General features: G+C 67.8%; 31 protein-coding genes. 8 read left to right on the plus strand and 23 right to left on the minus strand.

Annotated elements, in window-relative coordinates; genetic code table 11:
• Positions 1–69 precede the first annotated feature (69 nt).
• Together MKK84_RS10620 and MKK84_RS10625 are read left to right on the plus strand one after the other, a co-directional pair.
• The gene (locus MKK84_RS10620; RefSeq protein WP_243919483.1) at positions 70–717 is read left to right on the plus strand and encodes a dimethylmenaquinone methyltransferase; all 648 of its coding nucleotides are present in this window, start codon (positions 70–72) and stop codon (positions 715–717) included.
• Positions 714–1541 (plus strand): YdcF family protein, encoded by an 828-nt coding sequence (locus MKK84_RS10625; protein ID WP_243919485.1) that lies wholly within the window; start codon positions 714–716, stop codon positions 1539–1541. The genes MKK84_RS10620 and MKK84_RS10625 overlap by 4 nt, the downstream gene beginning before the upstream one ends.
• Here MKK84_RS10625 and MKK84_RS10630 read toward each other — a convergent pair.
• From MKK84_RS10630 to MKK84_RS10670, 10 genes are all read right to left on the minus strand, one after another.
• A complete protein-coding gene (locus MKK84_RS10630; protein WP_243919487.1) occupies positions 1484–1786 on the minus strand; it encodes a DUF3253 domain-containing protein in 303 nt (100 codons plus the stop codon). The two genes, MKK84_RS10625 and MKK84_RS10630, sit on opposite strands and share 58 nt — an antisense overlap.
• A complete protein-coding gene (locus tag MKK84_RS10635) occupies positions 1783–2544 on the minus strand; it encodes a DUF599 domain-containing protein (RefSeq protein ID WP_243919489.1) in 762 nt (253 codons plus the stop codon). Before MKK84_RS10635 ends, MKK84_RS10630 begins: the two co-directional genes overlap by 4 nt.
• Before the next feature lie 94 nt (positions 2545–2638).
• Positions 2639–2923: an acylphosphatase gene (locus tag MKK84_RS10640; RefSeq protein WP_243919491.1), complete on the minus strand. Its 285-nt coding sequence runs from the start codon at positions 2921–2923 to the stop codon at positions 2639–2641.
• Between the two features lie 56 nt (positions 2924–2979).
• A complete protein-coding gene (locus tag MKK84_RS10645; protein ID WP_243919493.1) occupies positions 2980–3828 on the minus strand; it encodes a formate/nitrite transporter family protein in 849 nt (282 codons plus the stop codon).
• A 145-nt stretch (positions 3829–3973) separates the two neighbouring features.
• Complete coding sequence (locus tag MKK84_RS10650) at positions 3974–4405, minus strand: gamma-glutamylcyclotransferase family protein (protein ID WP_243919495.1); 432 nt, start codon at positions 4403–4405, stop codon at positions 3974–3976.
• Positions 4406–4425: 20 nt separating this feature from the next.
• Positions 4426–4548, minus strand: coding sequence for a hypothetical protein (locus MKK84_RS35420; RefSeq protein WP_279599455.1), 123 nt, complete (start codon positions 4546–4548; stop codon positions 4426–4428).
• Positions 4545–4775 carry a hypothetical protein gene (locus MKK84_RS10655; RefSeq protein ID WP_243919497.1) on the minus strand — a complete coding sequence of 77 codons (231 nt, stop codon included), beginning with the start codon at positions 4773–4775 and terminating at the stop codon, positions 4545–4547. Before MKK84_RS10655 ends, MKK84_RS35420 begins: the two co-directional genes overlap by 4 nt.
• A gap of 18 nt (positions 4776–4793) precedes the next feature.
• Positions 4794–6797 carry an acetyl/propionyl/methylcrotonyl-CoA carboxylase subunit alpha gene (locus tag MKK84_RS10660; RefSeq protein ID WP_243919499.1) on the minus strand — a complete coding sequence of 668 codons (2004 nt, stop codon included), beginning with the start codon at positions 6795–6797 and terminating at the stop codon, positions 4794–4796.
• Positions 6798–6897: 100 nt separating this feature from the next.
• Positions 6898–7338, minus strand: coding sequence for a hypothetical protein (locus tag MKK84_RS10665; protein ID WP_243919501.1), 441 nt, complete (start codon positions 7336–7338; stop codon positions 6898–6900).
• A gap of 162 nt (positions 7339–7500) precedes the next feature.
• Positions 7501–8094 (minus strand): L,D-transpeptidase, encoded by a 594-nt coding sequence (locus MKK84_RS10670; RefSeq protein WP_409566487.1) that lies wholly within the window; start codon positions 8092–8094, stop codon positions 7501–7503.
• Positions 8095–8276: 182 nt separating this feature from the next.
• Here MKK84_RS10670 and MKK84_RS10675 point away from each other — a divergent pair, with 182 nt between their 5' ends.
• Positions 8277–9206 (plus strand): histone deacetylase family protein, encoded by a 930-nt coding sequence (locus MKK84_RS10675; protein WP_243919503.1) that lies wholly within the window; start codon positions 8277–8279, stop codon positions 9204–9206.
• Between the two features lie 106 nt (positions 9207–9312).
• Positions 9313–9930, plus strand: a complete 618-nt coding sequence (locus tag MKK84_RS10680; protein WP_243919506.1) for a LysE family translocator — start codon at positions 9313–9315, stop codon at positions 9928–9930.
• A gap of 8 nt (positions 9931–9938) precedes the next feature.
• On the opposite strand, the gene ribB is transcribed toward MKK84_RS10680, so the two are convergent.
• From ribB to MKK84_RS10710, 6 genes are read right to left on the minus strand one after another with little or no spacing between them, the layout of a single operon-like run.
• Positions 9939–11015: a 3,4-dihydroxy-2-butanone-4-phosphate synthase gene (gene ribB, locus MKK84_RS10685; RefSeq protein WP_243919681.1), complete on the minus strand. Its 1077-nt coding sequence runs from the start codon at positions 11013–11015 to the stop codon at positions 9939–9941.
• A gap of 34 nt (positions 11016–11049) precedes the next feature.
• On the minus strand, positions 11050–12150 hold the full coding sequence (gene aroC / locus MKK84_RS10690) for a chorismate synthase (RefSeq protein WP_243919508.1): 1101 nt from the start codon (positions 12148–12150) through the stop codon (positions 11050–11052).
• Between the two features lie 59 nt (positions 12151–12209).
• Positions 12210–12512, minus strand: coding sequence for an addiction module antidote protein (locus MKK84_RS10695; protein ID WP_243919509.1), 303 nt, complete (start codon positions 12510–12512; stop codon positions 12210–12212).
• Positions 12509–12808, minus strand: a complete 300-nt coding sequence (locus tag MKK84_RS10700) for a type II toxin-antitoxin system RelE/ParE family toxin (protein ID WP_243919510.1) — start codon at positions 12806–12808, stop codon at positions 12509–12511. Before MKK84_RS10700 ends, MKK84_RS10695 begins: the two co-directional genes overlap by 4 nt.
• 41 nt (positions 12809–12849) lie before the next feature.
• A complete protein-coding gene (locus MKK84_RS10705) occupies positions 12850–13449 on the minus strand; it encodes a DUF3578 domain-containing protein (protein ID WP_243919511.1) in 600 nt (199 codons plus the stop codon).
• On the minus strand, positions 13446–14585 hold the full coding sequence (locus MKK84_RS10710) for an anhydro-N-acetylmuramic acid kinase (protein WP_243919512.1): 1140 nt from the start codon (positions 14583–14585) through the stop codon (positions 13446–13448). Before MKK84_RS10710 ends, MKK84_RS10705 begins: the two co-directional genes overlap by 4 nt.
• A 123-nt stretch (positions 14586–14708) precedes the next feature.
• Here MKK84_RS10710 and tyrS point away from each other — a divergent pair, with 123 nt between their 5' ends.
• Both tyrS and MKK84_RS10720 read left to right on the plus strand, forming a co-directional pair.
• Positions 14709–15980, plus strand: a complete 1272-nt coding sequence (tyrS, locus tag MKK84_RS10715; protein WP_243919513.1) for a tyrosine--tRNA ligase — start codon at positions 14709–14711, stop codon at positions 15978–15980.
• A complete protein-coding gene (locus MKK84_RS10720) occupies positions 15977–16663 on the plus strand; it encodes a response regulator (RefSeq protein WP_243919514.1) in 687 nt (228 codons plus the stop codon). The genes tyrS and MKK84_RS10720 overlap by 4 nt, the downstream gene beginning before the upstream one ends.
• A gap of 12 nt (positions 16664–16675) precedes the next feature.
• Here MKK84_RS10720 and tatC read toward each other — a convergent pair whose 3' ends face one another.
• The 6 genes from tatC to argS form a co-directional block, all read right to left on the minus strand.
• A complete protein-coding gene (gene tatC, locus MKK84_RS10725) occupies positions 16676–17476 on the minus strand; it encodes a twin-arginine translocase subunit TatC (RefSeq protein ID WP_243919521.1) in 801 nt (266 codons plus the stop codon).
• On the minus strand, positions 17473–18045 hold the full coding sequence (gene tatB / locus MKK84_RS10730; protein WP_243919528.1) for a Sec-independent protein translocase protein TatB: 573 nt from the start codon (positions 18043–18045) through the stop codon (positions 17473–17475). Before tatB ends, tatC begins: the two co-directional genes overlap by 4 nt.
• A 104-nt stretch (positions 18046–18149) precedes the next feature.
• Complete coding sequence (locus tag MKK84_RS10735; RefSeq protein ID WP_243919529.1) at positions 18150–18422, minus strand: twin-arginine translocase TatA/TatE family subunit; 273 nt, start codon at positions 18420–18422, stop codon at positions 18150–18152.
• Positions 18423–18580: 158 nt separating this feature from the next.
• On the minus strand, positions 18581–19585 hold the full coding sequence (nagZ, locus tag MKK84_RS10740) for a beta-N-acetylhexosaminidase (protein ID WP_243919530.1): 1005 nt from the start codon (positions 19583–19585) through the stop codon (positions 18581–18583).
• 374 nt (positions 19586–19959) lie between these two features.
• On the minus strand, positions 19960–21327 hold the full coding sequence (locus tag MKK84_RS10745) for an SPOR domain-containing protein (protein WP_243919535.1): 1368 nt from the start codon (positions 21325–21327) through the stop codon (positions 19960–19962).
• A gap of 48 nt (positions 21328–21375) precedes the next feature.
• On the minus strand, positions 21376–23127 hold the full coding sequence (gene argS, locus MKK84_RS10750) for an arginine--tRNA ligase (protein WP_243919537.1): 1752 nt from the start codon (positions 23125–23127) through the stop codon (positions 21376–21378).
• Positions 23128–23385: 258 nt separating this feature from the next.
• Between argS and MKK84_RS10755 the strand changes: the two genes are divergently transcribed.
• Positions 23386–23790 carry a hypothetical protein gene (locus MKK84_RS10755; RefSeq protein WP_243919539.1) on the plus strand — a complete coding sequence of 135 codons (405 nt, stop codon included), beginning with the start codon at positions 23386–23388 and terminating at the stop codon, positions 23788–23790.
• Positions 23791–23976: 186 nt separating this feature from the next.
• Here the strand turns inward: MKK84_RS10755 and MKK84_RS10760 are convergent, their stop codons facing one another.
• Complete coding sequence (locus MKK84_RS10760; RefSeq protein WP_243919541.1) at positions 23977–25224, minus strand: deoxyguanosinetriphosphate triphosphohydrolase; 1248 nt, start codon at positions 25222–25224, stop codon at positions 23977–23979.
• Positions 25225–25375: 151 nt separating this feature from the next.
• On the opposite strand from MKK84_RS10760, the gene MKK84_RS10765 reads away from it, so the two are divergent.
• Positions 25376–25702 (plus strand): HesB/IscA family protein, encoded by a 327-nt coding sequence (locus MKK84_RS10765; protein WP_243919543.1) that lies wholly within the window; start codon positions 25376–25378, stop codon positions 25700–25702.
• The last annotated feature ends 54 nt before the right edge of the window (positions 25703–25756 follow it).

A 25756-nucleotide genomic window follows, 5' to 3' on the forward strand; every position in this document is an offset into this window, starting at 1 on the left:
TGCCGTTGCGCGCGCCGGATCCACCTTGGCAAGCGTGCGACGCGGATTGCACCGCTGAAGGAAGCCACGATGGCGATCGACCCAACCCTGCGCGATGCGCTCTCCGCCGTGACATCCGCAAGCCTCGCCCGCGCCCTGACGCGGGCCGGCGTCAAAGCGTTCAGCCCGCGGGGTCTGTCGGCTGGCAGCGGAACCGCGATCGGGACCGCGTACACCCTGCGCATGATCCCGGCCCGTGACGATGCCGCCGGCGATCTCGCCACCGCGATCGAGGCCATCCCCGAGGGGGCTGTCGTGGTGATCGACGCTGCCGGCTCGGGCTTGGCACTCCCCTTCGGTTCAATTCTGTCGGCCCGGCTTGCCCAGCGCGGCGCCGTCGGTCTCGTCACCGATGCCGCATTGCCTGAACCTGTGGGCTTGCCGCACTGGAGCGCACCGCAGGGCGCGACCGGTGCACTGGCCCTGGTCGCCACGCAGCAGCCCGTCTCGTGCGGCGGTGCCGCAATCCATCCGGGTGACATCATCGTCTGCACCGAGGCCGGGATCGTCGCGCTACCTGCTGCCATCGCCGAGCGGGTCGCGCTGGAAGCCGTTGAGCAGCAGCGCCTCGATCTCTGGATTCAGCGCGAGGTGGAACGGGGTGAGAGCCTCGCCGGCCTCCTGCCCCCCGATGCGGCGGCGCTGGAGCGGTTCCAGACGGAGACGAAGACGGCGTGAGCACCGCCTTCTTCCCGCTTTCGAAGGTCATCTACTTTCTGATCACCCCTTCGAATTTCTTCATCTTCGCGGTTCTGATCGGCGTCTTGCTCCACGTGACGCGGCTTCGCCGGACCGGCACCGCCCTGGCGCTCCTGGGTGCCACCGGATTGGCCCTCGGGGGATTGGCGCCCCTCTCCGAGGCCGTTTTGCTGCCGCTCGAACAACGCTTTCCCGCCTTCCCGACGGACGGGCCACCGCCCACCGGCATCATCGTGCTCGGCGGCGGGATCGAGTCGGGACTATCCGAGGCGCGGGCGCAGGTCATCGTCAACGATGCCGGAGAGCGGCCGATCTATCTCGCGGATCTGGCGCGGCGCTTTCCAACGGCGCGGATTGTCTTCTCGGGCGGCAGCGGCTTCATTGGGGGTGGCATCTCGGAGGCCGATATCGTCAGCCGGCAGGCCGACACCATCGGTGTCCCCCGCACGCGCCTGATCCTGGAGAATCGCTCGCGCAACACCCGCGAGAATGCGATCTTCACGGCGGCGCTCGTTCTGCCCAAGCCCGGCGAGCGCTGGCTCCTCGTGACCTCGGCCTGGCACATGCCCCGGGCAGTCGGCTGCTTCCGGCAGGCCGGATTCACGGTCGACGCTTTCCCGGTCGACTACCGGACGCGCGGCTGGGGCGACTTGACCCGTCTCAACGGCTTCGCCTCGGACGGACTGCTCCAGCTCGATCTCGGCGTGAAGGAGTGGATCGGCCTCTTCGTCTACCGATGGGCGGGCTACACGCCGGATTGGTTGCCGGGGCCGGAGGCAGCGGCGGGTAGCGCCAACCGGTAGATTCCGCGGAAATCGTCCGGGTCCACGGGCTTTCCCTTGCGCAGGATCGCGACGCGGCCCGCATGGGCGAGGCGCACCGCAACCCGGCGCACCGGCTGCATCAGGGGCCCCCAGCCGTCCGGATGCGGGCCGCCCAAGGCCCGGGCCACTTCGGAGGGGCAGATGGTCTTGCCCGCGCCCCGTGCCGCCACGAGGCCCAGCATGGTTGTCTCGATCGCCGCGTCGTCCGGTCTCGCCTCGGTCATGTCCGTGCCTCTTGGAGGGGCGGCAGGAGCGAACCCTCGTGGGGGCCCTCGCCCGCCTCGAGCAGCGCCGTGCGGATTTCGGATGCGAATTGCCGTCGCCACATGATGATCACGACAGCCGATGTCGAGACGAACAGCACGTAGGGGCTGATGAACCAGCCCAGATACGCCAGGGCGAAGAAGAAGGCCCGCTGCCCGCGCGCGAAGTGCCGCCCTGCGCTGACGTTCATCGCTGCGAGCCGGCGCACCGCTCGCAACATCTCGGTCTCGCTCGCCCCGGACCCCTTCGACGGCACCGCGCCGAGCAGGATCGCCGCATAGTTGAACAGGCGATAGGCCCAGGCGAATTTGAAGAAGGCGTAGACGAAAACCAGCGCGAGGCCGGCGACCTTCAGCTCCCAGGTCAGCCGGCTGGCCACCATGCCGAACGGCAAGGTGGCGAACAGGTTCAACACGTCGTCGCCGGACCGCGACAGCGTCAGGACCGATCCGAGCGCGATCAGCGAGGTCGACGCGAAGAAGGCGGTGCCGTTCTGCAGGGACGCGTTGATCTGCGTGTCGACCACCCGGTTGTCGCGGCCGATCACCTGCCGCGCCCAGTTGGAGCGATGGCCGTTCATGATCTGGCTGAGGGACACCATCCGGCCCCGCAACCGGCCGACGGACAGCCCGTACGCCACCCAGGCCAGGATGAAATACAGGAGTGCCCCAAGATCCAGGGGCGAGAACGCAGCCTGGCCGGCGGATAGATCGGTCATGCGTCTCGAAATGCGTGTTCGCGGAAGACCGCGACACCATACCAGCCGAAGGGCCGGCGCAGAAGCCGCTCGAATCGCCGGGGTGACCGCCAGCTCAGCCGCGCAGGATCTCGAAGCCGCCCAGGCTGGGCGCATCCGCGTGCTCGCGGAGGGTAAGATCGGTGACGTGAGCGCTCGGAGGCCCGGACCGGCACAGCGTCAGCATCTCGGCCACGGCCTCCGGCGCGCCGCTGAAAACGGCTTCCACCGCACCGTCGTCGCGATTGCGGACGGTGCCAGTCAGACCGCGGGCCCGTGCCTCGCTCTCGGTCCAGGCCCGATACGAAACCCCCTGAACCCGACCCTCGATGACGACGGAGACCGTCCGTGTCTCACGCATCCAGGACTATACCTACCCGAAGGACCCGCACGCCGGACGTGCGGGTCCGGATTGCTTCACTCGGCAGCGATGGGCCGACGCACGTTCGCGCTGATGGTCGCCGACCGGGACGCACCGGTCCGTACGTGGGTCGAGTAGAGCATCAGGCCAGTGAAAGCGAGGCCGCCCACGATGTTGCCGATGAGCGTCGGGATCTCGTTCCACAGCAGGTAGTCCATCACGGTCAGATGGCCGCCCATGAGGATCGCCGACGGGAACAGGAACATGTTCACCACCGAGTGCTCGAAGGTCATGAAGAAGAACACCGTGATCGGCATCCACATCGCGATCACCTTGCCGGGCACCGACGTGGACAGCATGGCGCCGATCACGCCCGTGGAGACCATCCAGTTGCACATCATGGCGCGGATGAAGAGCGTCAGCATGCCGGAGGCCCCGTACTTCTCGTAGCCAAGCGTCCGGGCCTCGCCGATGCCGGCGATCAGCTTGCCAACGGCGTTCGGCTCAGTAGCGAAACCGAAGGTGAACACGATCGACATCATGACGGCGGTCGTGAGTGCGCCTGCGAAGTTGCCGAAGAAGACCAACACCCAGTTGCGCGCGACGCCGGCAACGGTCACGCCGGGCCGCTTGTCTATCAGCGCCAGCGGGGTCAGCACGCAGACGCCGGTGAACAGGTCGTAGCCGAGCAGGTAGAGCATCGAGAAGCCGACCGGGAACAGCAGCGCGCCGATCAAGGGCTGGCCGGTGGCTTGGTTCACCGAGACCGCGAAGGCCGCGGCCAGCGCCAGGATCGCACCGGCCATGTAGCCCCGGATGAAGGTGTCCTTGGTGGCCATGAAGACCTTCGATTCACCGGCATCGACGGCCTTCTTCACGAAATCGGCGGGCGCCAGATACGACATGCAAAAACTCCCTCGCAGACGCAGGCCAATCGCCGTTGATCGACGGACGTGCTGCGCAATCATGGACGGCTGGCCGGACGCGGTGAGGCCCCTCGCCCGCCAGCTCGATCGTGGGCAAGCATGTTGCGTACCAATTGAGCTCCGCTCAGATCGGAAAGCCGCGCGACCAGCTGCCGAGTTCCCGGAGATAGGCTGACGGCAACTGCGCAGCACGTGCAGCCGCCAGGACGGCGTTGAGGTATCCAGGCCGCGGGCGGCCAGGCGCGGTGGAGCAGCCGAGGTAGATCAGAGCGCGCTTGACCCCCTCCGGGGTCCGGACCGGCAGTGTCGCCTTCGTGTAGAGGCCACCCGCCACGCCCTCGTAGCGATCAAGGGCTGGGATATCGTCGCTGGCCAATTCCCACACCACGCCCCAGACAATGCGCGCCGGATCGCGCACCACCGAGGCGTACCCCTCGCGCATGATAATGAATCGGTATCCCGGCAGATGCCCGCCGCCGATCAGCCGCGAGACCGGGCAGCGCAGGGCCATTGCGGCGGCATCCATGTTGGCGCCGTAGGCGAAGTAGAGGGGCATGCCGAAGCGATGGGGCGTATTTACTCGCCCGCAGGGGGGTCGAGGTGGCGAGCCGCACGCTCGTTCGCACGCATGGCGGCATAGGCGATCACCAACGTGATCGCCGGAATACCGAACGTAACGAACAGCCAACCGAAATTCACGGCTTCATGCTCGGGAGGGCACGTCTCGCCGCGTAATGTAGTGTGCAACCGGTCCACAGCCAAACGACTGTGAAGATCGCATTTTCGATCCGCATCACCGGTGCACTCGCGACACCGAAGCTCGCAGCCGTCATCGGGGTGACGAAGCCGATGACGACGTAGGCGAAGGCGATATTATTTCGCGCCGTGGCGAGCAGCTTCGTCTGCTCGTTGTGAACCGCACTCACGACGAAGGCGATCCCGCCTCAGGCGAATTCGAGGATCACCGCGTCGACCGCGAGGCTCTCGCCCTCCTTGGCGTGGATCTTCCCGACAGTCGCGTCCCTCTCGGCGCGGAGCACGTTCTCCATCTTCATCGCCTCGACGATCGCGATCGGCTCGCCGGTCTTCACCTCCTGGCCTTCCGCCACGAGGATCTGTTTCACGAGACCGGGCATCGGGCAGAGCACCTGCTTGCCCGAGCCCGCCTGCTCCTTGACCGGCATCAGCGCGGCGAGTTCGGCCTCGCGGCGGGTATAGACCCGGGCCTCGGCGGCGGCACCGGCATGCTGCAGGAACACGCCGTTCAGCAGGCCGCGCACCTGGATGGCCACCCGCTCTGACCCGATCGTGCCGATCCAGACCGGCTCGCCGGGACGCCACACGCTCGCAACCGACAGCGACTTGCCGTCTTCCTGGGTCACCAGCAGATCCTCGCCCTCCGGCTCCACCGTGACGGCATAGGACTGCCCGGCCAGGATCACCACGCGATCCCGCTCGAAGGCGAACAGTCCCGGCGCGCGCATTTGGCCGGAGATGCCGCGCTTGCGCTGGTTGAGCTTGTGGTCGATCGCCGCTGCAGCGGCCATCATGCGGCGCGCCACGTCGCCCGCGGGCTCCGGCGCGGTGAAGCCTTCCGGAAACTCCTCGGCGATGAAGCCGGTGGACAGACGGCCCTCCTGCCAGCGCGGATGCGCCATCAGCGCCGACAGGAAGGGGATGTTGTGGCGGATGCCGTCGATGGCGAAGGCGTCGAGCGCCTCACCCTGCGCGGCGATCGCCTCGGCGCGGCTCGGCGCCCAGGTCACCAGCTTGGCGATCATCGGGTCGTAGTGGATGGCGATCTCACCGCCCTCCTCTACACCGGTATCGTTGCGCACGATCGCCTTGCCCTGCTGCCCCTCCTCCGGCGGCCGGTAGGTGGTCAGTCGGCCGATCGAGGGCAGGAAGTTGCGGGTCGGATCCTCGGCGTAGACGCGGCTCTCCACCGCCCAGCCGTTCAGTTTCACGTCGTCCTGGGTGATCGGCAGCTTCTCGCCAGCCGCGACCCGAATCATCAGCTCGACGAGATCGAGACCGGTGATCATCTCGGTCACCGGATGCTCGACCTGGAGCCGGGTGTTCATCTCCAAGAAGTAGAAGGATTTGTCCTGCCCGGCCACGAACTCGACCGTGCCGGCGGAGTCGTAGTTCACCGCTTTCGCCAGCGCGACGGCCTGCTCGCCCATCTTGCGGCGGGTCTTCTTGTCGAGGAGCGGCGACGGCGCTTCCTCGATCACTTTCTGGTTACGACGCTGAATCGAGCACTCGCGCTCGCCGAGATACACGACGTTGCCGTGCTTATCGCCGATCAGCTGGATCTCGATATGGCGCGGATCGGTGATGAACTTCTCGATGAAGACGCGGTCGTCGCCGAACGAGGAGGCCGCCTCCGACTTGGCGCGGGCAAAACCCTCCGCCACCTCGTCGCCGGAATGAGCGATGCGCATGCCCTTGCCGCCGCCGCCCGCGGAGGCCTTGATCATCACCGGATAGCCGATCTCGTCGGCGATCGTCTTGGCGTGCTCGGGGGACTCGATCACGCCGAGGAAGCCCGGAACGGTCGAGACCTCGGCTGCGGCGGCTGCCTTCTTCGACTCGATCTTGTCGCCCATGGCGGCGATGGCGCCCGGGTTGGGGCCGATGAACACGATGCCCGCGGCTTCGAGCGCCTTGGGGAAGGCCTCGCGCTCGGACAGGAAGCCGTAGCCGGGATGGACGGCCTGGGCGCCGGTCTGCTTGCAGGCCTCGACGATCTTCTCGATCACAAGGTACGATTCGGACGCGCTCGCCGGGCCGATATGCACGGCCTCATCCGCCATGGCGACATGCACGGCGTCGCGATCAGCATCCGAGTAGACCGCAACGGTCTTGATGCCCATCTTCCGGGCGGTCTTGATGACCCTGCAGGCGATCTCGCCCCGGTTGGCGATCAGGATTTTGTCGAACATCGCTGGCGCACTGCTTCCGAGATCGCCGGATTGAACACCGGCTTGACTGTCCCGATAGATCAGATGCGTCCCGGACGGAAGCTGCGCCTTGGTCGGAGGCTCAGGCGGCGAGCGCGAAAGTCATGCGCGCGGGCTGGACTGCGTCCCGGATCCGGCGATTGGCTTCCAGCGCGAAGGCCATCAGTGATTCGGCGCTGCCCTGGGCCTCCTTGACGACTTCCATGGCGATCCGCGCTCCGACGACGCTGGGGCCATCGCGGCCACTGAGCGATGCGGCGAGCCAGACGGCCATATCCGCGTTGATGTAACCGGTCGGCCGGCATCCCCAAACGGCGAAGTCGACCACGGAGGCGACCAGGAAATCCGCGAACGCGTCGGAGCCGATCACCGCGCGCTCGAGGGCGATCAGCAGATCGGCATCGTCGCGGCTCGTCAGGCCATCCGGGATAACCTCACGCTTGAGGACCAGCAGATCCTCGTCGCTGATCAGGCCCGTCGAAACGGCATGGTTGCAGAACTGTTGCACGGAAATCATGGTCATGGTCGCCTGCCTCCCCGACCTTTGCTGTGGTCGGCGCTAGTCCCTGTGTGTCTTCAACTTACGGGACAGCTTCCCTGCCAGGAGTTAATGGCCAGATCTGAATGGCAGTTCAGGTAAACACCTCACGAGCAAGCAGGCTTATTGGGACGTTGACCAGTTGCGTTACCGAACGATGACCGAGGCGCCCACGGGGACGCGATTGTAGAGGTCGACCACGTCGATGTTGCGCATCCGGATGCACCCCGACGAGACCGCCTGCCCGATCTTCTCGGGCTCGTTGGTGCCGTGGATCCGGTAGAGCGTGTCCCTGCCGTGGTCCGTCAGATAGAGGGCGCGGGCGCCGAGCGGGTTCATCGGGCCGCCCTGCATGGCGTGGACGTGCGGCCAGCGCTTGATCATTTCGGCCGGGGGATTCCAGGCGGGCCATTCCGCCTTCCGGTCGACAATGGCTTTCCCGGTCCAGCCATAGGCCTCGTCGCCGACTGAGACGCCGTAGCGGAGCGCCTTCCCGCCCGGCTGAACGAGGTAGAGCTGCCGCTCCTTGGTCTCGACCACGATCGTGCCGGGTGGCTCGTGGGTCGGATCGCTCATTTCGTACCGGGCGAAATGCGGATCGAACTCCGCATCGGGCACCAGCGCCATGAATTCTGCGTCGCGGGCCGAGAGGGTTGGGTCAGGCACAGCCTTGAAGGTGCAGCCTGCCAGAAGGCCTGCACAGACGATGATCGGGACGATGCGCAAGCCGCCAATGTTCATGCTGCCAGTCTCGGAGGAGCAGACCCGCACCGAACAGCGTTCGATAATCGGGAAAAGTCGAAGACGATTCGGGCAAGCCTAGTCGTGCTGTGCACGCGGCCGTAGTCCGCGCGTTCCGACCGTGGCACATTGCCGGCTCCTGTTGCAGGCGCGCGACAGGATCGGACCCGGGAGCGACCGTCGTGACCACACTGTACGTGAGCCATCCCGCGAGCTTCGATCATGAGGTGCCGGAGGGTCACCCGGAGCGGCCGGCTCGGATGCGCGCCGTCGAGCGCGCACTCGAGGACGAGCGCTTCGCCGGCCTCGTGCGAGCTTCGGCGCCGCGCGCTGAGTTGGAGACGGCGGCGCTCGCTCATCCCAGAAGCTATGTCGATGCGCTGGTTGCGGCGGTGCCGGAGCACGGCATGGTCGGGATCGATTCCGACACGGTCCTGTCCGCGGGGAGCCTGGAGGCGACACTGCGCGCCATCGGCGGCGCGACGCACGCGATTGACGCCGTCGTAGCCGGCGAGTGCCGCAACGCCTTCGTGGCCATGCGGCCGCCGGGCCACCATGCGGAGCGGACCCGGTCGATGGGATTCTGCCTGTTCAATCACGCGGCCATCGCGGCCCGCTACGCGCAGACGAAGCACGGCGCCGAGCGCGTGGCCCTCGTCGATTGGGACGTTCATCACGGCAACGGCAGCCAGGATATCTTCTGGGACGACGGTTCGGTCCTGTATTGCTCCACCCATCAGATGCCGCTCTACCCCGGCTCCGGGGCTGCCTCGGAACGCGGCGACAAGGACACGATCGTCAACGTGCCCCTGCGTCCGAATGACGACGGCGAGGTGTTCCGCGAGGCGTTCGAGACCGGCATCCTGTCGCGCCTGGAGACGTTCCGACCGGACGTCATCGTTATCTCTGCGGGATTCGACGCGCATCGCCTCGATCCCCTGGCCAATCTGCGGCTCGAGGCAGAGGACTTCGCTTGGGCGACCCGCCGTTTGATGGAACTCGCCGAACGCTGCGCGGGCGGGCGGATCGTCTCGGTGCTGGAGGGCGGCTACAGCCTCGAAGGTCTCGCCAAGTCGGCCGCCGCGCATGTCGACGCGCTGATGGGGCGGTAGTCGCGATCATGCGGTTGCAGGATGCCCGGATCCGGCCTTAGCCTGAGGCTTTCGGGGATTGGACTCGTGGCGAGGCCATCGATCGCCGCCGATCGGGATTTGCGCGATGACGGCAACCGGCTGCCTGGCGTATGCGCTGGCGCTCGGCTTCGCCGCCGCGATTCCGGGACCCGGCGTCGTGGCGCTCGTCGCGCGGGCGCTCGCTTCGGGGTTCTGGGCCGGCATGGCGTTCGCCGTGGGCCTGATCCTGGGCGACCTGACCTATCTCGCTGCCGCGGTCCTCGGGCTGAGCCGCATGGCCGAGGCTCTGGGTGACGTGTTCGTCGTCGTCCGGATCGGCGCCGGGCTCTATTTAGGCTACCTCGCCGTCCAGCTTTGGCGCAGCGCGGCGCGCACGCAGACCGTGACGGGCCGCCAGGGCGACCGTCCCTGGGCGAGCTTCCTCGCCGGGCTCACCGTGACGCTCGCCAACCCCAAGACGATCGTCTTCTATCTCGCAGTGCTCCCGACCCTGCTGGATCTGCGCGCAGTCACAAGGCGTGACTTCGCGACGCTTGTCGCCGTCACGGCCCTCGTCCTGATCGCGGTGATGACGTCCTATGCGGCTCTGGCTTCGCGGGCGCGGCACGCCTTCCAGGGCTCGGCCTTCCACCGACGGCTCAGTCGCGGCGCTGCTGCCATCATGGCGGGCGCCGCGATCTGGACGGTCGCGCGGCGCGCCTGAGACGGCGGTCAGGCCTCGAGCGGTTCGTCGCCCAGGTGCTCGATACCGAAGCCAGACAGGCCGACATAGGCGCGCGACGAGGTCGCGAGGTTGCGGAACGAGGCCACGCCGAGATCGCGCAGGATCTGTGCCCCGAGGCCGACCTCGCGCCATTGGCGGGCGCGCAGCGCTTCCGTCCCTTCGTCGGTGGCACTCATCACCGGCACGCCCGCCGTTCCATCCCGGAGATAGACCAGGACGCCGCGCCCGGCCTCCGCGAAACGCCGCAGCACCGCATCGATCTGCCTGCCGCCGCCGATTACGTCGGCGGCGACGTTGGAGCGGTGGAGGCGCACGAGGATGTCCCGGCCGTCGCCGATTTCACCCATCACGAAGGCGAATTGCTGGATCGTCTCGAAGGGCGTGGAGAACACGTAGGCGGTCATGTCGCCGTGGTTCGACCGAACGGGGAAATGACCGACCCGCTCCACCAGCCGGTCCCGGGCCTGGCGGTAGGCGATGAGATCGGCCACCGAGACCTGCTTCAGCTTGTGCTGCTCGGCGAAGGCCTCGATCTGCGGCCCCTTCATGACGGTGCCGTCGTCGTTGGCGAGTTCGCAGATCACACCGACGGGGGGTAGGTCCGCCAAGCGGCACAGGTCGACCGCGGCCTCGGTGTGGCCAGAGCGCATGAGCACGCCGCCATCGCGGGCGATCAGCGGGAAGACGTGCCCGGGGCGGACGAAGTCGCCCGCGCCCATGTTGCCGTTGGCGAGCGCCCGAACGGTATTGCAGCGCTGCTCCGCCGAGATGCCCGTGGTCAGCCCGTGCTTCGTGTCGACGGTGACCGTGAAGGCGGTCCCGAGCGGCGCGTCGTTCGAGGCAACCATTGGCGCCAGGTGCAGGCGCTTGGCCTCGCTCTGCGTGATCGGCGCGCAAACGATGCCGCAGGTGTTGCGGATGATGAACGCCATCTTTTCCGGCGTGCAGAGGGAGGCCGCGACGACGAGGTCGCCCTCGTTCTCGCGGTCGTCGTCGTCGGTGACGACGACGATCTCGCCCTTGGCGAAGGCCGCGATGGCCTCGGTGACGGTGCAATGGGGCACGGGCATTCTCGAATCGTTGAAGGCGGGGCCGGGATCAGGGCTGCTGCCCGACCTGTCCACGATGGCGCAGATAATGATCGGCGAGCACGCAGGCCATCATGGCTTCAGCCACCGGTACGGCCCGGATGCCGACACAGGGATCGTGGCGGCCCTTGGTGATGAGGTCCACCTCGGCGCCGTCCCGGGTTACGGAGCGGCGCGATGTGAGGATCGAGGATGTGGGCTTCACGGCGAAGCGCACCACCACCGGCTCGCCGCTGGAAATGCCGCCGAGGATCCCGCCCGCGTGGTTGGCCAGGAAGCGGGGATGGCCACCATTGCCGGCGCGCATCTCGTCGGCATTGTCCTCGCCACGGAAAGCTGCTGCCGCGAAACCGTCGCCGATCTCGACACCCTTCACGGCGTTGATCGACATCATCGCGGCGGCGAGATCCGCGTCGAGCTTGCCGTAGATCGGCGCACCGAGGCCCGGCGGGACGCCTTCGGCCACGACCTCGATCACGGCGCCAACGGAGGAGCCGTCCTTCCGGATGCCGTCGAGATAGGTCTCGTAGAACGCGGCGGTCTCGGCATCGGGGCAGAAGAACGGGTTGTTGCCGGTCTCGGCCCAATCCCAGCGCGACCGGTCGATGGCATGCGGGCCCATCTGGACGAGGGCCGCCCGGATGGTGATGCCCGGGATGACTTTACGGGCCACGGCACCGGCGGCGACGCGGGCCGCGGTCTCGCGGGCGGAGGAGCGCCCGCCGCCGCGATAATCGCGGATGCCGTATTTCGCATCGTAAGTGTAGTCGGCGTGGCCGGGCCGGTAGCTGTCGCGGATCTCGGAATAATCCTTCGAGCGCTGATCGGTGTTCTCGATCATCAGCGCGATCGGCGTGCCGGTGGTGAACTGGCGTCCGTCGGTTCGGTCGTCGGCGAAGACGCCGGACAGGATCTTCACCTGATCGGGCTCGCGGCGCTGGGTGGTGAAGCGCGACTGTCCGGGCTTGCGCCGGTCGAGTTCCGCCTGGATCTCCTCGGCCTCCAGCGGCAGGCCGGGCGGGCAGCCATCGACGACGCAGCCGAGTGCGACCCCGTGGCTCTCGCCGAAGGTCGTGACGCGGAACAGGTGGCCGAAGGTGTTGTGCGACATGGCGCGGCTGCCTTAGCGCGGGAGCGGCGGTGGCACAAACCGGGGGACGCGCCGGGACGCTAAGCCGGCTCGGATTGCGAGATCGGCTGGACGCTGAGCCGCAAGCCGATCGCCTTCAGGACGCTCACCAGCGTGTCGAGTTGCGGATTGCCCTTCTCCGACAGCGCGCGATAGAGGCTTTCCCGCGATCTCCCGGTCTCGGCCGCGATGTGAGCCATGCCGCGGGCGCGCGCAACATCGCCGATCGCCGCCGAGATCAGGGCCGGATCGCCATCCTCGAAGACCGCTTCGATGTAGAGCGCGATGCGCTCGGGCGTGTCGAGATGGTCCGCGACGTCCCAAGGCTTGGTCTTCATCGTCATGACAGTTGCTCCTGCCGGTTGATCGACTGAGCCTCACGGATATCCCGATCCTGCGTTCGCTTATCTCCGCCGCAGAGCAGAAGCACGATCGCGCTGCCGCGTTGCGCGAAGTAGATACGATACCCGGGACCATAATCGATCCGAAGCTCGCTCACGCCCTGTCCGACCGCCCTGACATCTCCGAAATTGCCGAGTGAAACGCGCCGGATCCGGGTGTCGATCCGAGCTCGCGCCCGCTCGTCACGCAATCCGGCGAACCATGCGGCATAGACCTCGGTTTGTCGGATCGTTGGCATGATCGATGAGTAGCTTATAGGCTACAGACCTTGTAGCGCCGTCATACCCTGTCGTCCAGGCCGCCGCGCGCCTTCAAGACCCGATAGGCTGCGAGACCCGTCGCCAGATCGGCGCGCAGCCGCCGCTCGTCCCCGAGTTCGTCGAGCGTGTAGGTCAAGCCGAGGATGTGGGCCGCCTCGTAGCCCTCGGGCAGCTCACCGACCGTGCCCAACGCGATGGAGCGGTTCGGGAGCCGGTCGGCGAAGTCGGCGAGCCGCAGCCGGAGGCCGTCGCCGCTGGCGCGCAGATGAGCGCCTGCGCCGGTCCCATGCTCGCGGATCGCCGCCACGGTGCCCTGGACAAGCGACAGGTGCACCGCCTCGCGATGGGTCGGGAACAGGTAGACGAGGTAATAGCCCCGGGTGGCGCTCGTCGTGACGGCGGGGTCGAACATTGCGATCCAGGGGACGGCCGCCCAGTGGCTTCCCCGCCCGGGGCTGCCCTTCACTAAGAACGGACCGTCGATCGGCACCAGGGCCGCGCGCAGCTCGTCGGGCGCGCCGCGCCGGATCAGGGCCGCGACCGGATGTCCGGCCGGCGGGTCGAGACGTGCCAGCGGGTATTCCTCGATGATCCGCCGAAGCGCGTAGCCCAGGCTCACCGGCTCGGTCGGGCCAGAACGCCACCGGTCAAGGGCTCGCGCACGCCGGTGGTGGACGGCAGCGTGATCGGCAAGCCGCGCAGCGAGCGCACCGCCAGATACGCGAAGGCCTGCGCCTCCAGATAGGCCGAGGACCAGCCGATGGCGTCTGCGGTCGTGATCTCGGCGCGCAGGTGGTAGTTCAGCAGCCGCACCAACTCGCCATTGCGCGCCCCGCCGCCGGCCACGATCCAGCGGGTGGGGATCTCGGGGGCATGGTCGAGGGCGCGGGCCACGGCGCGCGCCGTGAAGGCGGTCAGCGTCGCGGCGCCGTCCTCGGTCGAGAGCTGGCCCGCGAGCTTGTGCGAGAACCAGTTCCGGTCGAGCGATTTCGGCGGCTTCCGGAAGAAGAACGGGTGCGTCAGCAGCCACGCAAGGAGCTGCTCGTCCGGCCGGCCACGGGCGGCGGTGCGGCCGCCATCATCGAGGTTCTTGCCCTCGCGATCCTGCATCCACTCGTCGATCAGGGCATTGCCCGGTCCGGTGTCGAAGGCGATCACGCCGCCTCTCGAATCGATCAGCGTCGCGTTGGCAACACCGCCGATGTTAAGGATGCCGAACGGCCCGTCGAAGCCCGACGCCTCGGCCAGCGCTTTGTGGAACACCGGCACCAGCGGCGCCCCCTGTCCGCCCGCCTCGATGTCGGCCCGGCGCAGGTCGGAGATCACCGGAATGCCGAGACGTGTCGCGAGGGCCTGCCCGTCGCCGATCTGGATTGAGATGCGCTGGTCGGGGCGGTGGATCACGGTCTGGCCGTGGAAGCCGATCACGTCGATCTCGGAGGCGTTCAGGCCGTTTTCTTCCAGGAAGCGCTCCACGGCCTCGGCATGCGCCTGCGTGACGAAGGCCTCTGCCTCCGGCAGGCGGCCGGGCCGGTCCGCGGGATGGAGAACGGATTCGGCATCCTTGGTCGCCCCACGCAGGAGCGCTTTCTCGTCGTCGGCGTAGCCGCGGTAGCCGGTCGGCCCGAGCGGTTCGAGGAAATTGTTGTGGCCGTTCACGACATGGACCCGCTCGCCGTCGGTCTCGATCAGCGCGATGTCGACGCCGTCCAGCGAGGTGCCGCTCATCAGTCCGATCGCGCGCATCATCGCCATGCCGCCCTGCCTCGTGCCTTTCGGCCAACGCCCTGCTAAGAGCGCGCCGTATCCTGAACCCAGCGCGAGCTAGCATGCGGGGCCTCGGCCTGTCGCGCCAGCACGCGACCCGAGATTGTAGCCATGACTGCCGAGAGCTTTGCGCCGAAATCCGATTTCCTCCGGATCCTGACCGAGCGCGGCTATATCCACCAGACCTCGGACCTCGCTGGGATCGACGCGGCCGCGCTCGAAGGCCGGTTGACCACCTATGTCGGCTACGATTGCACGGCGCCCTCGCTCCATGTCGGGCATCTGCTGTCGATCATGATGCTGCACTGGTTGCAGGCCACCGGGGGAAAACCGATCGCCCTGATGGGCGGCGGCACGACCCGGGTCGGCGACCCGTCCGGTCGCGACGAGACCCGAAAAATTCTCACCGTCGAGCAGATCGACGCCAACAAGGCCGAGATCCGCCAGACCTTCGACCGGTTCCTGCGCTTCGGCGAGACTGGCAACGACGCCGTGATGGTCGACAACGCCGAGTGGCTGACCAAGCTCAACTACATCGAGATGTTGCGCGACGTCGGCCGCCATTTCTCGGTGAACCGCATGCTGTCGATGGACAGCGTGCGCCTGCGCCTGGACCGCGACCAGGAACTCTCGTTCCTGGAATTCAACTACATGATCCTGCAATCCTACGACTTCGTGGAGCTGAACCGCCGCTATGGCTGCGTGATGCAGATGGGTGGCTCGGACCAGTGGGGCAACATCGTCAACGGCATAGATCTCGGCCGTCGCATGGGCGCGCCGCAGCTCTACGCGCTGACCTGCCCGCTCCTGACCACATCGTCGGGCGCCAAGATGGGCAAGACCGCCGCGGGCGCCGTCTGGCTCAACCCGGACATGCTGAAGCCCTACGATTACTGGCAGTTCTGGCGGAACACGGAGGATGCCGACGTCGCCCGCTTCCTCAAGCTGTTCACCCTGCTGCCGATGGACGAGATCGCCCGGCTTGCGGCGCTCGCCGGATCCGAGATTAACGCCGCCAAGATGGTGCTGGCCACGGAGGCCACGGCGCTGATGCACGGCCGCGAGGTGGCCGAAGCGGCGGCCGAGACCGCGCGGAAAACCTTCGTTGAGGGCACGCTCGCAGCCGACCTGCCGACCGTGATCGTTCCGGCGACCATTTTAGAGGCCGGCCTCGGGGTGCTCACGGCCTTCGGGCCCGACATCGCCAAGCTCGTGCCCTCGACCAGCGAGGCGCGACGCCAGATCAAGGGCGGGGGCCTGCGGATCAACGACGTGCCGGTCACCGACGAGAAAGCTACGCTCGGCCAGGGCGACCTGACGAGCGACGGCGTCATCAAGCTGTCCTTCGGCAAGAAGCGGCACGTGCTGCTGCGGGTGGAATGACCGCCTCAGCCAGCATCCTGGTCATCGACGACGAGCCGCCGATCCGGCGCCTGCTGCGGACCGGCCTTGGCACGCAGGGCTACGCGATCGTCGAGGCCGGCGACGGTGCCGCAGCGCTCGCGAGCCTGGAGACGGGTGGCATTGATCTCGTGATCCTCGATCTCGGGTTGCCCGACATGGCCGGCCATGCGCTGCTCGCGGCGATTCGCGAGCGTTGGCCGGATCTGCCGGTCCTGATCCTGTCGAGCCGCGACGACGAGCGCGGGAAGGTCGAGGCCCTGGATCTCGGGGCGGACGATTACGTGACCAAGCCGTTCGGCATGAACGAGCTGCTCGCGCGCATTCGCACGGCGCTCCGGCATCGCTTGGCCATGCAGGGCGAGCGGCCGGTGTTCCGCCTCGACGAGTTGTCGGTCGATCTCGTGCGCCGGATCGTGCGGGTGGGCGAGCGCGAGGTAAAGCTGTCGCCGCGGGAATATGAATTCCTGCGCGTGCTCGTGCAGCATGCCGGCAAGGTGCTGACGCACGCCCAACTTATGCGCCACGCGCCGGCCTCCTCAGACCCGCAATACCTGCGCGTTTATATCCGCCAGCTGCGGCAGAAGCTGGAGCCCGACCCGGAGCGGCCGCGCTACCTGCTCACGGAGACCGGCGTCGGCTACCGACTCCGGTCTCCGGACTAAGCCGAGAACGCCCTACGGATCCAACCCCTCCTCGACCCGCCGGGCCGCGCGCAGCTTCTCGACGCGGGCCACCGAGAATATGGAGGCCTCGTAAAGGATCAGCATTGGCAGGGCGAGCGAGAGCTGAGAGATCACGTCGGGCGGCGTGAGCACGGCCGCGGCGACGAAGACCAGCACGATGGCGTAGCGCCGCTTCTCGCGCAGGAACGCCGCATCGATGATGCCGATCTGACCCAACAGGGTGAGGATGACGGGCAGCTGGAACGCGATGCCGAAGGCGAAGATCAGCGTCATGATCAACGAGAGGTATTCGTCGACCTTGGGCATCAGCTTGATCGTCGGCTCGCCGGCCACGCCCACTTGCTGGAGCGAGACTGAGAACTTGATCAGCAGCGGCATCGCCAGGAAGAAGACCACGAGTGCGCCGAGCAGGAAGAAGATCGGCGTTGCCACGAGGTAGGGCAGGAAGGCCTTGCGCTCGTTGCGGTAAAGGCCTGGCGCCACGAAGGCGTAGATCTGGGTGGCGATCACCGGGAAGGCCAGGAACGCTGCGCCGAAGACGCTGAGCTTGATGTTGGTGAACACCTGCTCGAGAAAATGGGTCGCGATCAGCTCCGCGTTCGCCGCCCCCACCACCGAGGTGTAGGGGTAGACCAACACGTTATAGATGTCGCGCGAGAAGAAGAAGCACGCGAAGAACATCACCACGAAGGCGATGAGAGACTTGATCAGGCGCGCACGCAGCTCGATCAAGTGTTCGAGCAACGGAGCCCGGGAGGCTTCGATCTCGGCCTCATCGGCGTCGGTGCTCATAGGGCGGCGGCGCCGTTCTTCGGATCAATTGGAGCGTCATGGCTGGCGACCGGCTCCGCCGGCGGCCCGAACGGGTCCTCGACCGAGCCGGGCACCGGAAGCGGAACATCCGCGGCTGCCGCGTGCGAATCCGGGTGCGTTCTGGTCTCGGCTGGCGCCGGTTCGGCCAAGGCAGGAGCAGCGTCCTGCTCGGCCTTCAACTGCGCCGTGGCCTCGGCCAGCGAGCGCGTGTCGGCTTCGGGCAGCGGGGGACCGAGCTTTTCCGGTCCGACCTTGGTCCGGCCTTCGACGGCGCCCTTCAACTCGTCGCGGATCGTCTGGACGGGATTGAAGGTCGAGCCCGCGCCGCGCACGGTGTTGCGAATCCCGTCGACCTCGCGGCGAACCTCGTCGAGTTCGGCCTCGCGGATCGCCTCGTTGAACTGCATCTGGAACTCGCCGGCCATGCGGCGCAGCTTCGACGTGATCTGCCCCACGGTACGCAACGCCTTCGGCAGGTCCTTCGGCCCGATGACGATGAGGGCGACGCCGCCGATCAGCATCACCTCGCCCCAACTCATGTCCAGCATGTCGTCGACGGTCCTGCTGCCCTGGGAACCGAACCGCAGCCCGGCCCCCGTCAGGCTCTACACCAGCGAACGCTTCAAGACAGTCCCAAAGACCGTCCCGCCGCTCAGACCGGCTTGCGTTCGCCGCCGGGAATGTGGCTCGCCGGAATGGCGGTGCCGGGGCTGGTCTCGGCGGTGTGCGGGATCGTGCGGACGGGCTCGCTCGGCGGCACCACGGTCGGGCTCGCCGGGGGCGTCTCGTCCTCGGCCATGCCCTTCTTGAACGCCTTGATGCCCTTGGCGACGTCACCCATCAGGTCGGAGACCTTGCCGCGCCCGAAGAGCAGCATCACGATGACCGCGACGATGACCCAGTGCCAGATACTCATGCTGCCCATGGCAACCTCCTGCGTGCGCCCCGACGAAGCGGGAGCGGGACGCCACGTCCGGGTGAGGAATTCGGGGCGAACCTAGGGATCACGCCGCCCGAACACAAGCACGGGCGGTGCCAGGGGCGGTGGAAGGCCGCGGGAGATCCGCGGTGGAAGGCCGCGGTTCAGGCGGCCGCGAGGGCCGCCGCGAACTGCGCCCGCGCCTGCGGCACGTCTAAGCCGTCGCCGGTTGGAGCGAGGCGCCCCAGGGCAGCGGCAGCCCGCTCAGCGGCGCGCCCAGCCAGGAGCGGGACCGCCTCGGCGACCGCACGCATTTCGTCCATCGCACCGTTGCAGTGGAGCCCGATATCGATACCCGCCGCGAAGGCACGCTCGGTTCGTTCGCGGAACGTCCCGGTCAGGGCATGCATCGACAGATCATCGGTCATCAGCAGGCCGTCGAAGCCGATCGCGCCGCGGATCACGTCTCGGATGACAGTAGGGGACTGCGTGGCCGGCCGCTCGGGATCGATGGCGGTGAAAACGACGTGCGCACTCATCGCCATCGGCAGATCGGCGAGTGCCCGAAACGGCCGGAAGTCCTGTGCCGCCAGCGCCTCGCGGCTGGCCTCGACGACCGGCAGCCCGTGGTGGCTGTCGCACGCGGCGCGGCCGTGCCCCGGGATATGCTTCATCACCGGGAGGACGCCGCCGGCCATCAGGCCCTCGGCGACCGCCCGCGCAATCGCGGCGACGGAATCGGGATTCGTCCCGTAGGCCCGATCTCCGATGATGTCGTGGGAGCCCGGCGCCGGAACGTCGAGGACCGGCGCGCAATCCACGTTGATGCCGACCTCCGCGAGATCATGCGCCATCAGGCGCGCTCCGAGGCGCGCGACCGCCGTGGCGCTGCCATTTAGCCGACCGTAGCGACCGCCCGCTGGATAGGCTGGCCAGTGCGGCGGCCCCATCCGCTGGACCCGGCCGCCCTCCTGGTCGATCAGGATCGGCGCCAGCGTGCGCCCCAGGCAGGCGCGCAGGGCGTCCGTCAGGGCCCGCACTTCCTCGGGCGTGCCGATATTCCGCTTGAACAGGATGAAGCCCCAGGGCTGGACGTCGCGGAAGAACGCCGCCTCTTCGGGGGAGAGCGACTTGCCGGCGCAGCCGAGAATAAGAGCACGGGAGGTCATCGGGACGTCTCGAAAGAACTCGGTGAATGGCGACGACGAGACACGCTGGATCGGGCCGACCCGATCGGCCCAGACTCGGGCGGGAACGAGGAGCCGGCAAGTCGAATCGGCGGAAAGACACCACGATCGAGCGCGCGAGCCGCAGGTGTTGCCGCCGGGACTCGGAGCGGGCGACGCGTACGGCGCGGGTATCCGAGACCGCTGCGGCGCGGCCCGGGCTCCCGCTTAATCAGACCCCTTTGATCCGACGAGCCTAACCTGCTCGGATCGGGGATCGCCTGTCGGGCTCGGCGTCGACGACGTCCGCGTCAGAATCGGCCCTGGCCCCTTTCCGCCCCATCCCGACGTTCTGCGGAATGGGGCGCCTTGGCGTGTCAGTTCTTCGCGACGAAGCATTGGCCGCCGGCACTCTGCAGCGAGCTGCACAGGCTGGACGCCGCAGCCTTTTCCAGCGGCCCGACGCGCACCCGGAAGATCGTCTTGCCGCCGACCTCCGCCTGGCGGATCAACTCCGGCTTGCCGGCGAGCTGGCTGTACTTACCCTGCAACTGATGCAGAGCGGCCCGCGCCTCCGCGGCCGAGCCGCGGACGCCGAGCTGAACCGAGAACCCGCTCACCGAGCCGCTGGTCACGGGCGCATCGTCGGCCGCCGTGGTGCTTGCCGTCGTATCCGGGATGGAGGCCGGACCCGCGGTGGCGACGCGCTGGGCGGCCTTCGGCGGCGGCTTCACGGCCACGGGCTTGGACGGCGGCGCCTCGACGGGCGTCGGGGCTGGCGCAGCTTCGACGGGGGTGGACAGCGCCGGCGGCGCGCTTGCGGCTGCCTGGCGTCCGGGCTTGGCCCTGGACACCGGGGGAGCCGGCGGCTCGTCCGTGGGCAGCACCATTGTGGGGATAGGCGACGGGCCCGCATCGGCCTGTGCCTCGCGGGCCGGCGCCGCGGGCGGCCCCTCGGGCTTCACCGCGACGGTGCGCACCCGCCTGGGTTCGCCGAACGCCTCGAACGGGCTGTTGCCCGGTGTCGTTCCGCCCTGGTTGGCTCCGCCGAGCGAGGGGCCCTGCGCCGCGCGCGCCGCCTCGGCGACGTCGAGGGGCTGCTCCTCGCGGTTCACGATCTTGATCTGGCCGTCCTTCTTGCCCTTCGGATCGTAGATCTGCCGGTTCTGATCGGGGATCTCGACGCCGTCGGCGACCTTGGGCGCGACCTTCATGGGGGTCGTATCGGCCTGCACGACCGGCACACCCCCGTGCCCGGTGTTGTTCAGACCCTTGTAGGTGAGCGCCCCCGTCACCGCGACCGCCACGACGGCGATCCCGGCGCCGACGGACAGCAGCCTGCGCCGAGGGTTAGTGCGCCGCAGCGGGCGGTCCTCCGCGTAGGCGTCATCGGCGACATCCGCAGCGGCCACGCCGGTATGGGCGTACGGCGCCTCCTCATGCGTGTCGCGCTCGACGGAGGCGAGATACTGATCGAAGGCGTCGGCCGGCGAGGCCTTGACGGGCTCAGGGGCGAAACTCGGCTCGACCCGTCCGTTCCAGGCATGCTGCGGCTCAACGGGTGCCACGGCACGCATCTGATCGCGGGCGGCCAACAGCGCGCGGAAAGGATCGTCCTGCCCGACGATCCGGGCCAGTTCGGCCAGGGGGTCGACCTTGCCCGTGCCCTGCCCCCGGGGTTTCTCCGGGTGCAGATCGCGCGCGAGGGCGTCCAAATCGACCTGAGCGCGCGAAGCGTTCGTCATGGCAGCATCCTCACATCAGCGCCGGTCGGAGGCCCGCTGGTATCAGACCTATCGCATCTCGTCCGGCGCGGTCACACCAAGTACCGCGAGGCCCGCGGCGAGCGTGCTCCGAAGTGATTCGGCGAGCGCAAGCCGGGCCCAGGTGGACTTTCGATCGGTTGCATTAACAAACCGTAATTGCGGCAAGTCTTTGCCCTTGTTCCAGAAACTATGAAGCGCAGACGCGATTTCGTAGAGGTGGAAGGCAATTCGGTGCGGTTCATGGGCGGCGGCGGCCGACTCAAGCACCCGCGGGTACTGGGCGATCAGCCGCATCATCTCGGCCTCACCGGAATCGGTGAGCAGGTCGAACGCCGCCTCGCCGAGGAGGCCGGACGGGGACAGGTCGGCGTCCGGAAACGCCTCGCGCGCCTGCCGCTGGACCGAACGCACCCGGGCGTGGGCGTACTGCACGTAGAAGACCGGATTGTCCTTCGACTGCTCGACCACCTTGGCGAGGTCGAAATCCAGCGTCGCGTCGTTCTTGCGATAGAGCATCATGAAGCGGATCGCGTCGCGACCGACCTCGTCGATGACGTCGCGCAGGGTGACGAACTCGCCGGCCCGCTTCGACATCTTCACCGGCTCGCCTGCGCGCAACAGCCGCACGAGCTGGCAGAGTTTGACGTCGAGCGTCGCCTTGCCGTCGCTCACGGCCTTCACGGCAGCCTGCATGCGCTTGACGTAGCCGCCATGGTCGGCGCCGAGCACGTCGATCAACTCGGTGGCGCCCGCGAGGTACTTCGCCCGGTGATAGGCGATATCGGAAGCGAAATAGGTGTAGGACCCGTCGGACTTCAGCAACGGCCGATCGCTGTCGTCGCCGAATTCCTTGGTGCGGAACAGCGTCTGCTCGCGATCCTCCCAATCCTCGGGGAGCTGGCCCTTCGGTGGCGGTAGACGGCCCTCGTAGACCAGCCCGCGCTCACGCAATTCCTGGAGGAGCGCCTTCACGGCGCCGCTGTCCTGAAGCGTCCGCTCCGAGAAGAACACGTCGTGCCTGATGCCGATCGCCGCCAGATCGCCCCGGATCATCTCCATCATCATGGCGAGCGCCGTCTCGCGCACCACCGGCAGCCATTCCGCCTCGGACTGGTCGAGAAGGGTGCGCCCGTGCGTTTCGGCAAGCTTCGCGCCGACGGGCTTCAGGTAATCGCCCGGATAGAGGCCCTCCCCGATCACGAAGGGTTCACCCAGCGCCTCGCAGTAGCGCTGGTAGGCCGAGCGGGCCAACACGTCGACCTGCGCGCCCGCGTCGTTGATGTAGTATTCCCGCGTGACCGTCCGGCCGGCGGCGACCAGCAGGTTGCACAGGGCGTCGCCGAATACGGCGCCCCGGCCGTGGCCGACATGCATCGGCCCGGTGGGGTTGGCCGAGACGTACTCGACATTGATTGGACCACCCGGCATCTGCGCCCGGCCGAACGCCTCCGGCGCCGTGAGCGCGCTGCGCAGCACGGCGTGGAAGATCGCGGGATCGAGCCGTAGGTTGATGAAGCCGGGACCGGCGACGCTGGCCTCCAAGATGCGCGAATCGGTCCGCAGTTCGGCAGCCAGCGCCTCGCCGAGGGCCTTCGGGTTGGTCCGCGACTCCTTGGCCAGGACCAGGGCCGCGTTGGTGGCGAGGTCGCCATGGGCGGAGTCGCGCGGTGGCTCGACGACCACGCGGCCGAGATCCAGTCCCTCCGGCAGCTGGCCGGCGCGCGTCAGCGCCTCGACGGCCTCGCGCACGCGCGCCTCGAACAGGGCGAATATGTTCATCGGTCTCGGTCTCGCTCGCGGGGAACCCGTCGCCCGGCTCGATCGGGCTGGGGCCGCTCCGGCCGTCTAGCAAGGGGGCGGGAGGGTGTCACGGCACCTGGGGTGAGCCCGGGCCCGATCGCGGACGGCCGGCACGCGGCTCGCTAAGACAGGCCACCCTGCGCGGTGATTACCGACGGTGCGGAAAAGGTCTTGTTTCATTGCACTTAAGGCGGTGTCATCGCGGTCGATCGTGAACCCCCGGTCGTGGAGACATCGATGAAGACCCTGACGATTGTCGGCTCTGCGGTTTGTGCCCTCTTGCTGGCCGCGCCGGCCGCGGAGGCAGGTGGATTCCGGGGCGGCGGGTTCCACGGCGGACATTATGGCGGCGGATACGGCGGGTTCCGCGCCGGGGGCTACGGTACCCGCGGCGGTTTCTACGGCCGTCGCTATGGCTACGGCTATGGACGCGGGTACGGCTACGGTTACGGACGCGGTCTCGGGTATGGGCTTGCGGGTGCAGGACTCGGCCTTGGACTGGGCCTCGCTGCCGGCGGCCTCTACGGCGGTTACGGCGGTTACGGCGGCTACGGCGGCTACGGCTACCCTGCGGCCTATGGAGGATATGGCTACGATTACGGCTATCCGGCCACCTACGGCGGTTACGGCTGCGGCTGCTGATCTGGATCAACGCCGCGCTATCGGCGGATCGTTGAACCGCGCCGTGACCGGGATGCCGACGCTCCCGGTCGGCTCCCGGTCAAGACCGCGTACCGCCGTCGCTCGGATCTGAGCATCCAGCGGCGACACCACGTCTGCCGACGATGAGCTGCGCTGAATCGCTGTGCCGCGCCCGCACCAAATCCATCAGGGCTCAGCGAGCGGTAAGCCCCGGCTTGGCAATTCCCAATGCAGATCCGGTGTCGCGTCGTAGAGCTTGCGATGGGCCAGCACCGCATAGGTATCGGTCATGCCGGCGATGTAATCGGCGACCCGGCGGGCGATCCGGGCGGTCGAGGCATCGGCGAGGCCGGCGCTCCATTCTTCGGGCATGCGGGACGGATCGGTCGTGAATGCAGCGAACAGGTCGCGGACGATGGCGTCGGCTTTGTTGCGCACGGCCACGACGCCGGGATGTCGGTACATCCGCCCCCACAGGAAGCGCATGATGTCGGCGTCGGCCGCGGCGATCTCGGGCGAGAATGCGATCACCGGTTCGCCGGCCCTGCGGATGTCCTCGACGCTGCGCGGGTCGAGCGCCGCGATCCGGCGGCTGCCCTCGCGGATCACATCCTCCACGAAACGGGTGATCACGCGTCGCGCCAGCTCGTGAATCTTGCGGGACGGCTCCAGGCCGGGATGAAGCCGGTCGATCTCCCCGAGCAGGTCGGCCAGGAACGGGACGCCTTGCAGCTCCGGGATCTCGAACAGCCCGGCCCGCAGGCCGTCGTCGAGATCATGGGCCGCATAGGCGATATCGTCGGCGAGCGACGCGGCTTGCGCTTCCGGACCAGCCTGACTCCACAGGTCGAGGGGATTCAGGGCGTCGTATTCGAGGATTGCAGCGGGAATGCCGTGCTCTCTGTAGCGCGGCGTCGGCCTGCCCTCGGGGTCGAGCAGCGGGCCGTTGTGCTTGACCAGTCCCTCCAGCGTCTCCCAGGCGAGGTTGAGCCCGTCGAACCCCGCGTAGCGCCGCTCCAGGCGCGTCACGATCCGTAGGGCCTGCGCATTGTGGTCGAAGCCGCCATGGCCGGCCATGCAGGCATCGAGGGCGTCCTCGCCGGTGTGACCGAAGCAGGTGTGGCCGAGGTCGTGACTCAGCGCCAGCGCCTCCGCGAGATCCTCATCGAGCCCCAGCGCCCGCGCCAAAGCCCGGCCGATCTGGCTGACCTCCAGGGTATGGGTCAACCGGGTCCGGTAATGGTCGCCCTCGTGATGCACGAAGACCTGCGTCTTGTGCTTCAGGCGCCGGAACGCGGTCGAGTGAATGATCCTGTCCCGGTCGCGTTGGAAGTCGCTGCGCGTCGGCGAGCCGGCCTCCGGGATCAGCCGACCCCGGGTCCGAGCCGGATCCGTCGCGTAGGGTGCGCGCCAGCGCTCGCCGTTAGGCCGCACGGAACGCGTCCGCTGTCTCGCGCAAACTGGTCATGCTCTCTCCTCGTCCGACGCGTTGCGGCGCAGGCTCAGGATCCATATCTTGTCTGCGATGACGCCCGGGACAACATTCCGGCGGCGTCCACCGAACGATTGCGTGGCCGTGAGACCAATGGCTGATATCACCCTGACCGATCGCGCCGCCAAGCGCATCAACGAGATCATGGTCGCCGAGCCCGCCGGCTCGTCGCTGCGGATCAGCGTCAACGGCGGCGGCTGCTCGGGCTTTTCCTATGCCTTCGACATCGTCCGGAGCCGCGAGGCCCAGGACTTCGCGATCGAGCGCAACGGTGCCACCGTCGTGGTCGATCCGGTGTCGCTGGAATACATGAGCGGCTCGACGATCGACTTCGTGAACGACCTGATCGGCCAGTCCTTCAAGATCGAGAATCCGCTCGCTACGGCGTCCTGCGGCTGCGGCACGTCCTTCTCTTTGTGAACGCGCCGACCCGGGGATCTGAGGCCCCGGCCGTTGCCGGCTTGCGACACCCGT

The organism is Methylobacterium sp. E-065, from assembly GCF_022829605.1.
In the GTDB taxonomy this organism is placed as follows: domain Bacteria; phylum Pseudomonadota; class Alphaproteobacteria; order Rhizobiales; family Beijerinckiaceae; genus Methylobacterium.

Coding starts and splice junctions, on each gene's coding strand:
- MKK84_RS10665 (WP_243919501.1), bottom strand. CDS start 7,338: ATGACCATGATTTCCGTGCAACAGTTCTGCAACCATGCCGTTTCGACG.
- MKK84_RS10755 (WP_243919539.1), top strand. CDS start 23,386: ATGAAGACCCTGACGATTGTCGGCTCTGCGGTTTGTGCCCTCTTGCTG.
- tatC (WP_243919521.1), bottom strand. CDS start 17,476: ATGAGCACCGACGCCGATGAGGCCGAGATCGAAGCCTCCCGGGCTCCG.
- MKK84_RS10745 (WP_243919535.1), bottom strand. CDS start 21,327: ATGACGAACGCTTCGCGCGCTCAGGTCGATTTGGACGCCCTCGCGCGC.
- nagZ (WP_243919530.1), bottom strand. CDS start 19,585: ATGACCTCCCGTGCTCTTATTCTCGGCTGCGCCGGCAAGTCGCTCTCC.
- MKK84_RS10645 (WP_243919493.1), bottom strand. CDS start 3,828: ATGTCGTATCTGGCGCCCGCCGATTTCGTGAAGAAGGCCGTCGATGCC.
- argS (WP_243919537.1), bottom strand. CDS start 23,127: ATGAACATATTCGCCCTGTTCGAGGCGCGCGTGCGCGAGGCCGTCGAG.
- tyrS (WP_243919513.1), top strand. CDS start 14,709: ATGACTGCCGAGAGCTTTGCGCCGAAATCCGATTTCCTCCGGATCCTG.
- MKK84_RS10700 (WP_243919510.1), bottom strand. CDS start 12,808: ATGCCAACGATCCGACAAACCGAGGTCTATGCCGCATGGTTCGCCGGA.
- MKK84_RS10710 (WP_243919512.1), bottom strand. CDS start 14,585: ATGGCGATGATGCGCGCGATCGGACTGATGAGCGGCACCTCGCTGGAC.
- MKK84_RS10735 (WP_243919529.1), bottom strand. CDS start 18,422: ATGGGCAGCATGAGTATCTGGCACTGGGTCATCGTCGCGGTCATCGTG.
- tatB (WP_243919528.1), bottom strand. CDS start 18,045: ATGCTGGACATGAGTTGGGGCGAGGTGATGCTGATCGGCGGCGTCGCC.
- MKK84_RS10635 (WP_243919489.1), bottom strand. CDS start 2,544: ATGACCGATCTATCCGCCGGCCAGGCTGCGTTCTCGCCCCTGGATCTT.
- MKK84_RS10620 (WP_243919483.1), top strand. CDS start 70: ATGGCGATCGACCCAACCCTGCGCGATGCGCTCTCCGCCGTGACATCC.
- MKK84_RS10720 (WP_243919514.1), top strand. CDS start 15,977: ATGACCGCCTCAGCCAGCATCCTGGTCATCGACGACGAGCCGCCGATC.
- MKK84_RS10695 (WP_243919509.1), bottom strand. CDS start 12,512: ATGACGATGAAGACCAAGCCTTGGGACGTCGCGGACCATCTCGACACG.
- MKK84_RS10660 (WP_243919499.1), bottom strand. CDS start 6,797: ATGTTCGACAAAATCCTGATCGCCAACCGGGGCGAGATCGCCTGCAGG.
- aroC (WP_243919508.1), bottom strand. CDS start 12,150: ATGTCGCACAACACCTTCGGCCACCTGTTCCGCGTCACGACCTTCGGC.
- MKK84_RS10630 (WP_243919487.1), bottom strand. CDS start 1,786: ATGACCGAGGCGAGACCGGACGACGCGGCGATCGAGACAACCATGCTG.
- MKK84_RS10640 (WP_243919491.1), bottom strand. CDS start 2,923: ATGCGTGAGACACGGACGGTCTCCGTCGTCATCGAGGGTCGGGTTCAG.
- MKK84_RS10670 (WP_409566487.1), bottom strand. CDS start 8,094: ATGAACATTGGCGGCTTGCGCATCGTCCCGATCATCGTCTGTGCAGGC.
- MKK84_RS10765 (WP_243919543.1), top strand. CDS start 25,376: ATGGCTGATATCACCCTGACCGATCGCGCCGCCAAGCGCATCAACGAG.
- MKK84_RS10680 (WP_243919506.1), top strand. CDS start 9,313: ATGACGGCAACCGGCTGCCTGGCGTATGCGCTGGCGCTCGGCTTCGCC.
- MKK84_RS10650 (WP_243919495.1), bottom strand. CDS start 4,405: ATGCCCCTCTACTTCGCCTACGGCGCCAACATGGATGCCGCCGCAATG.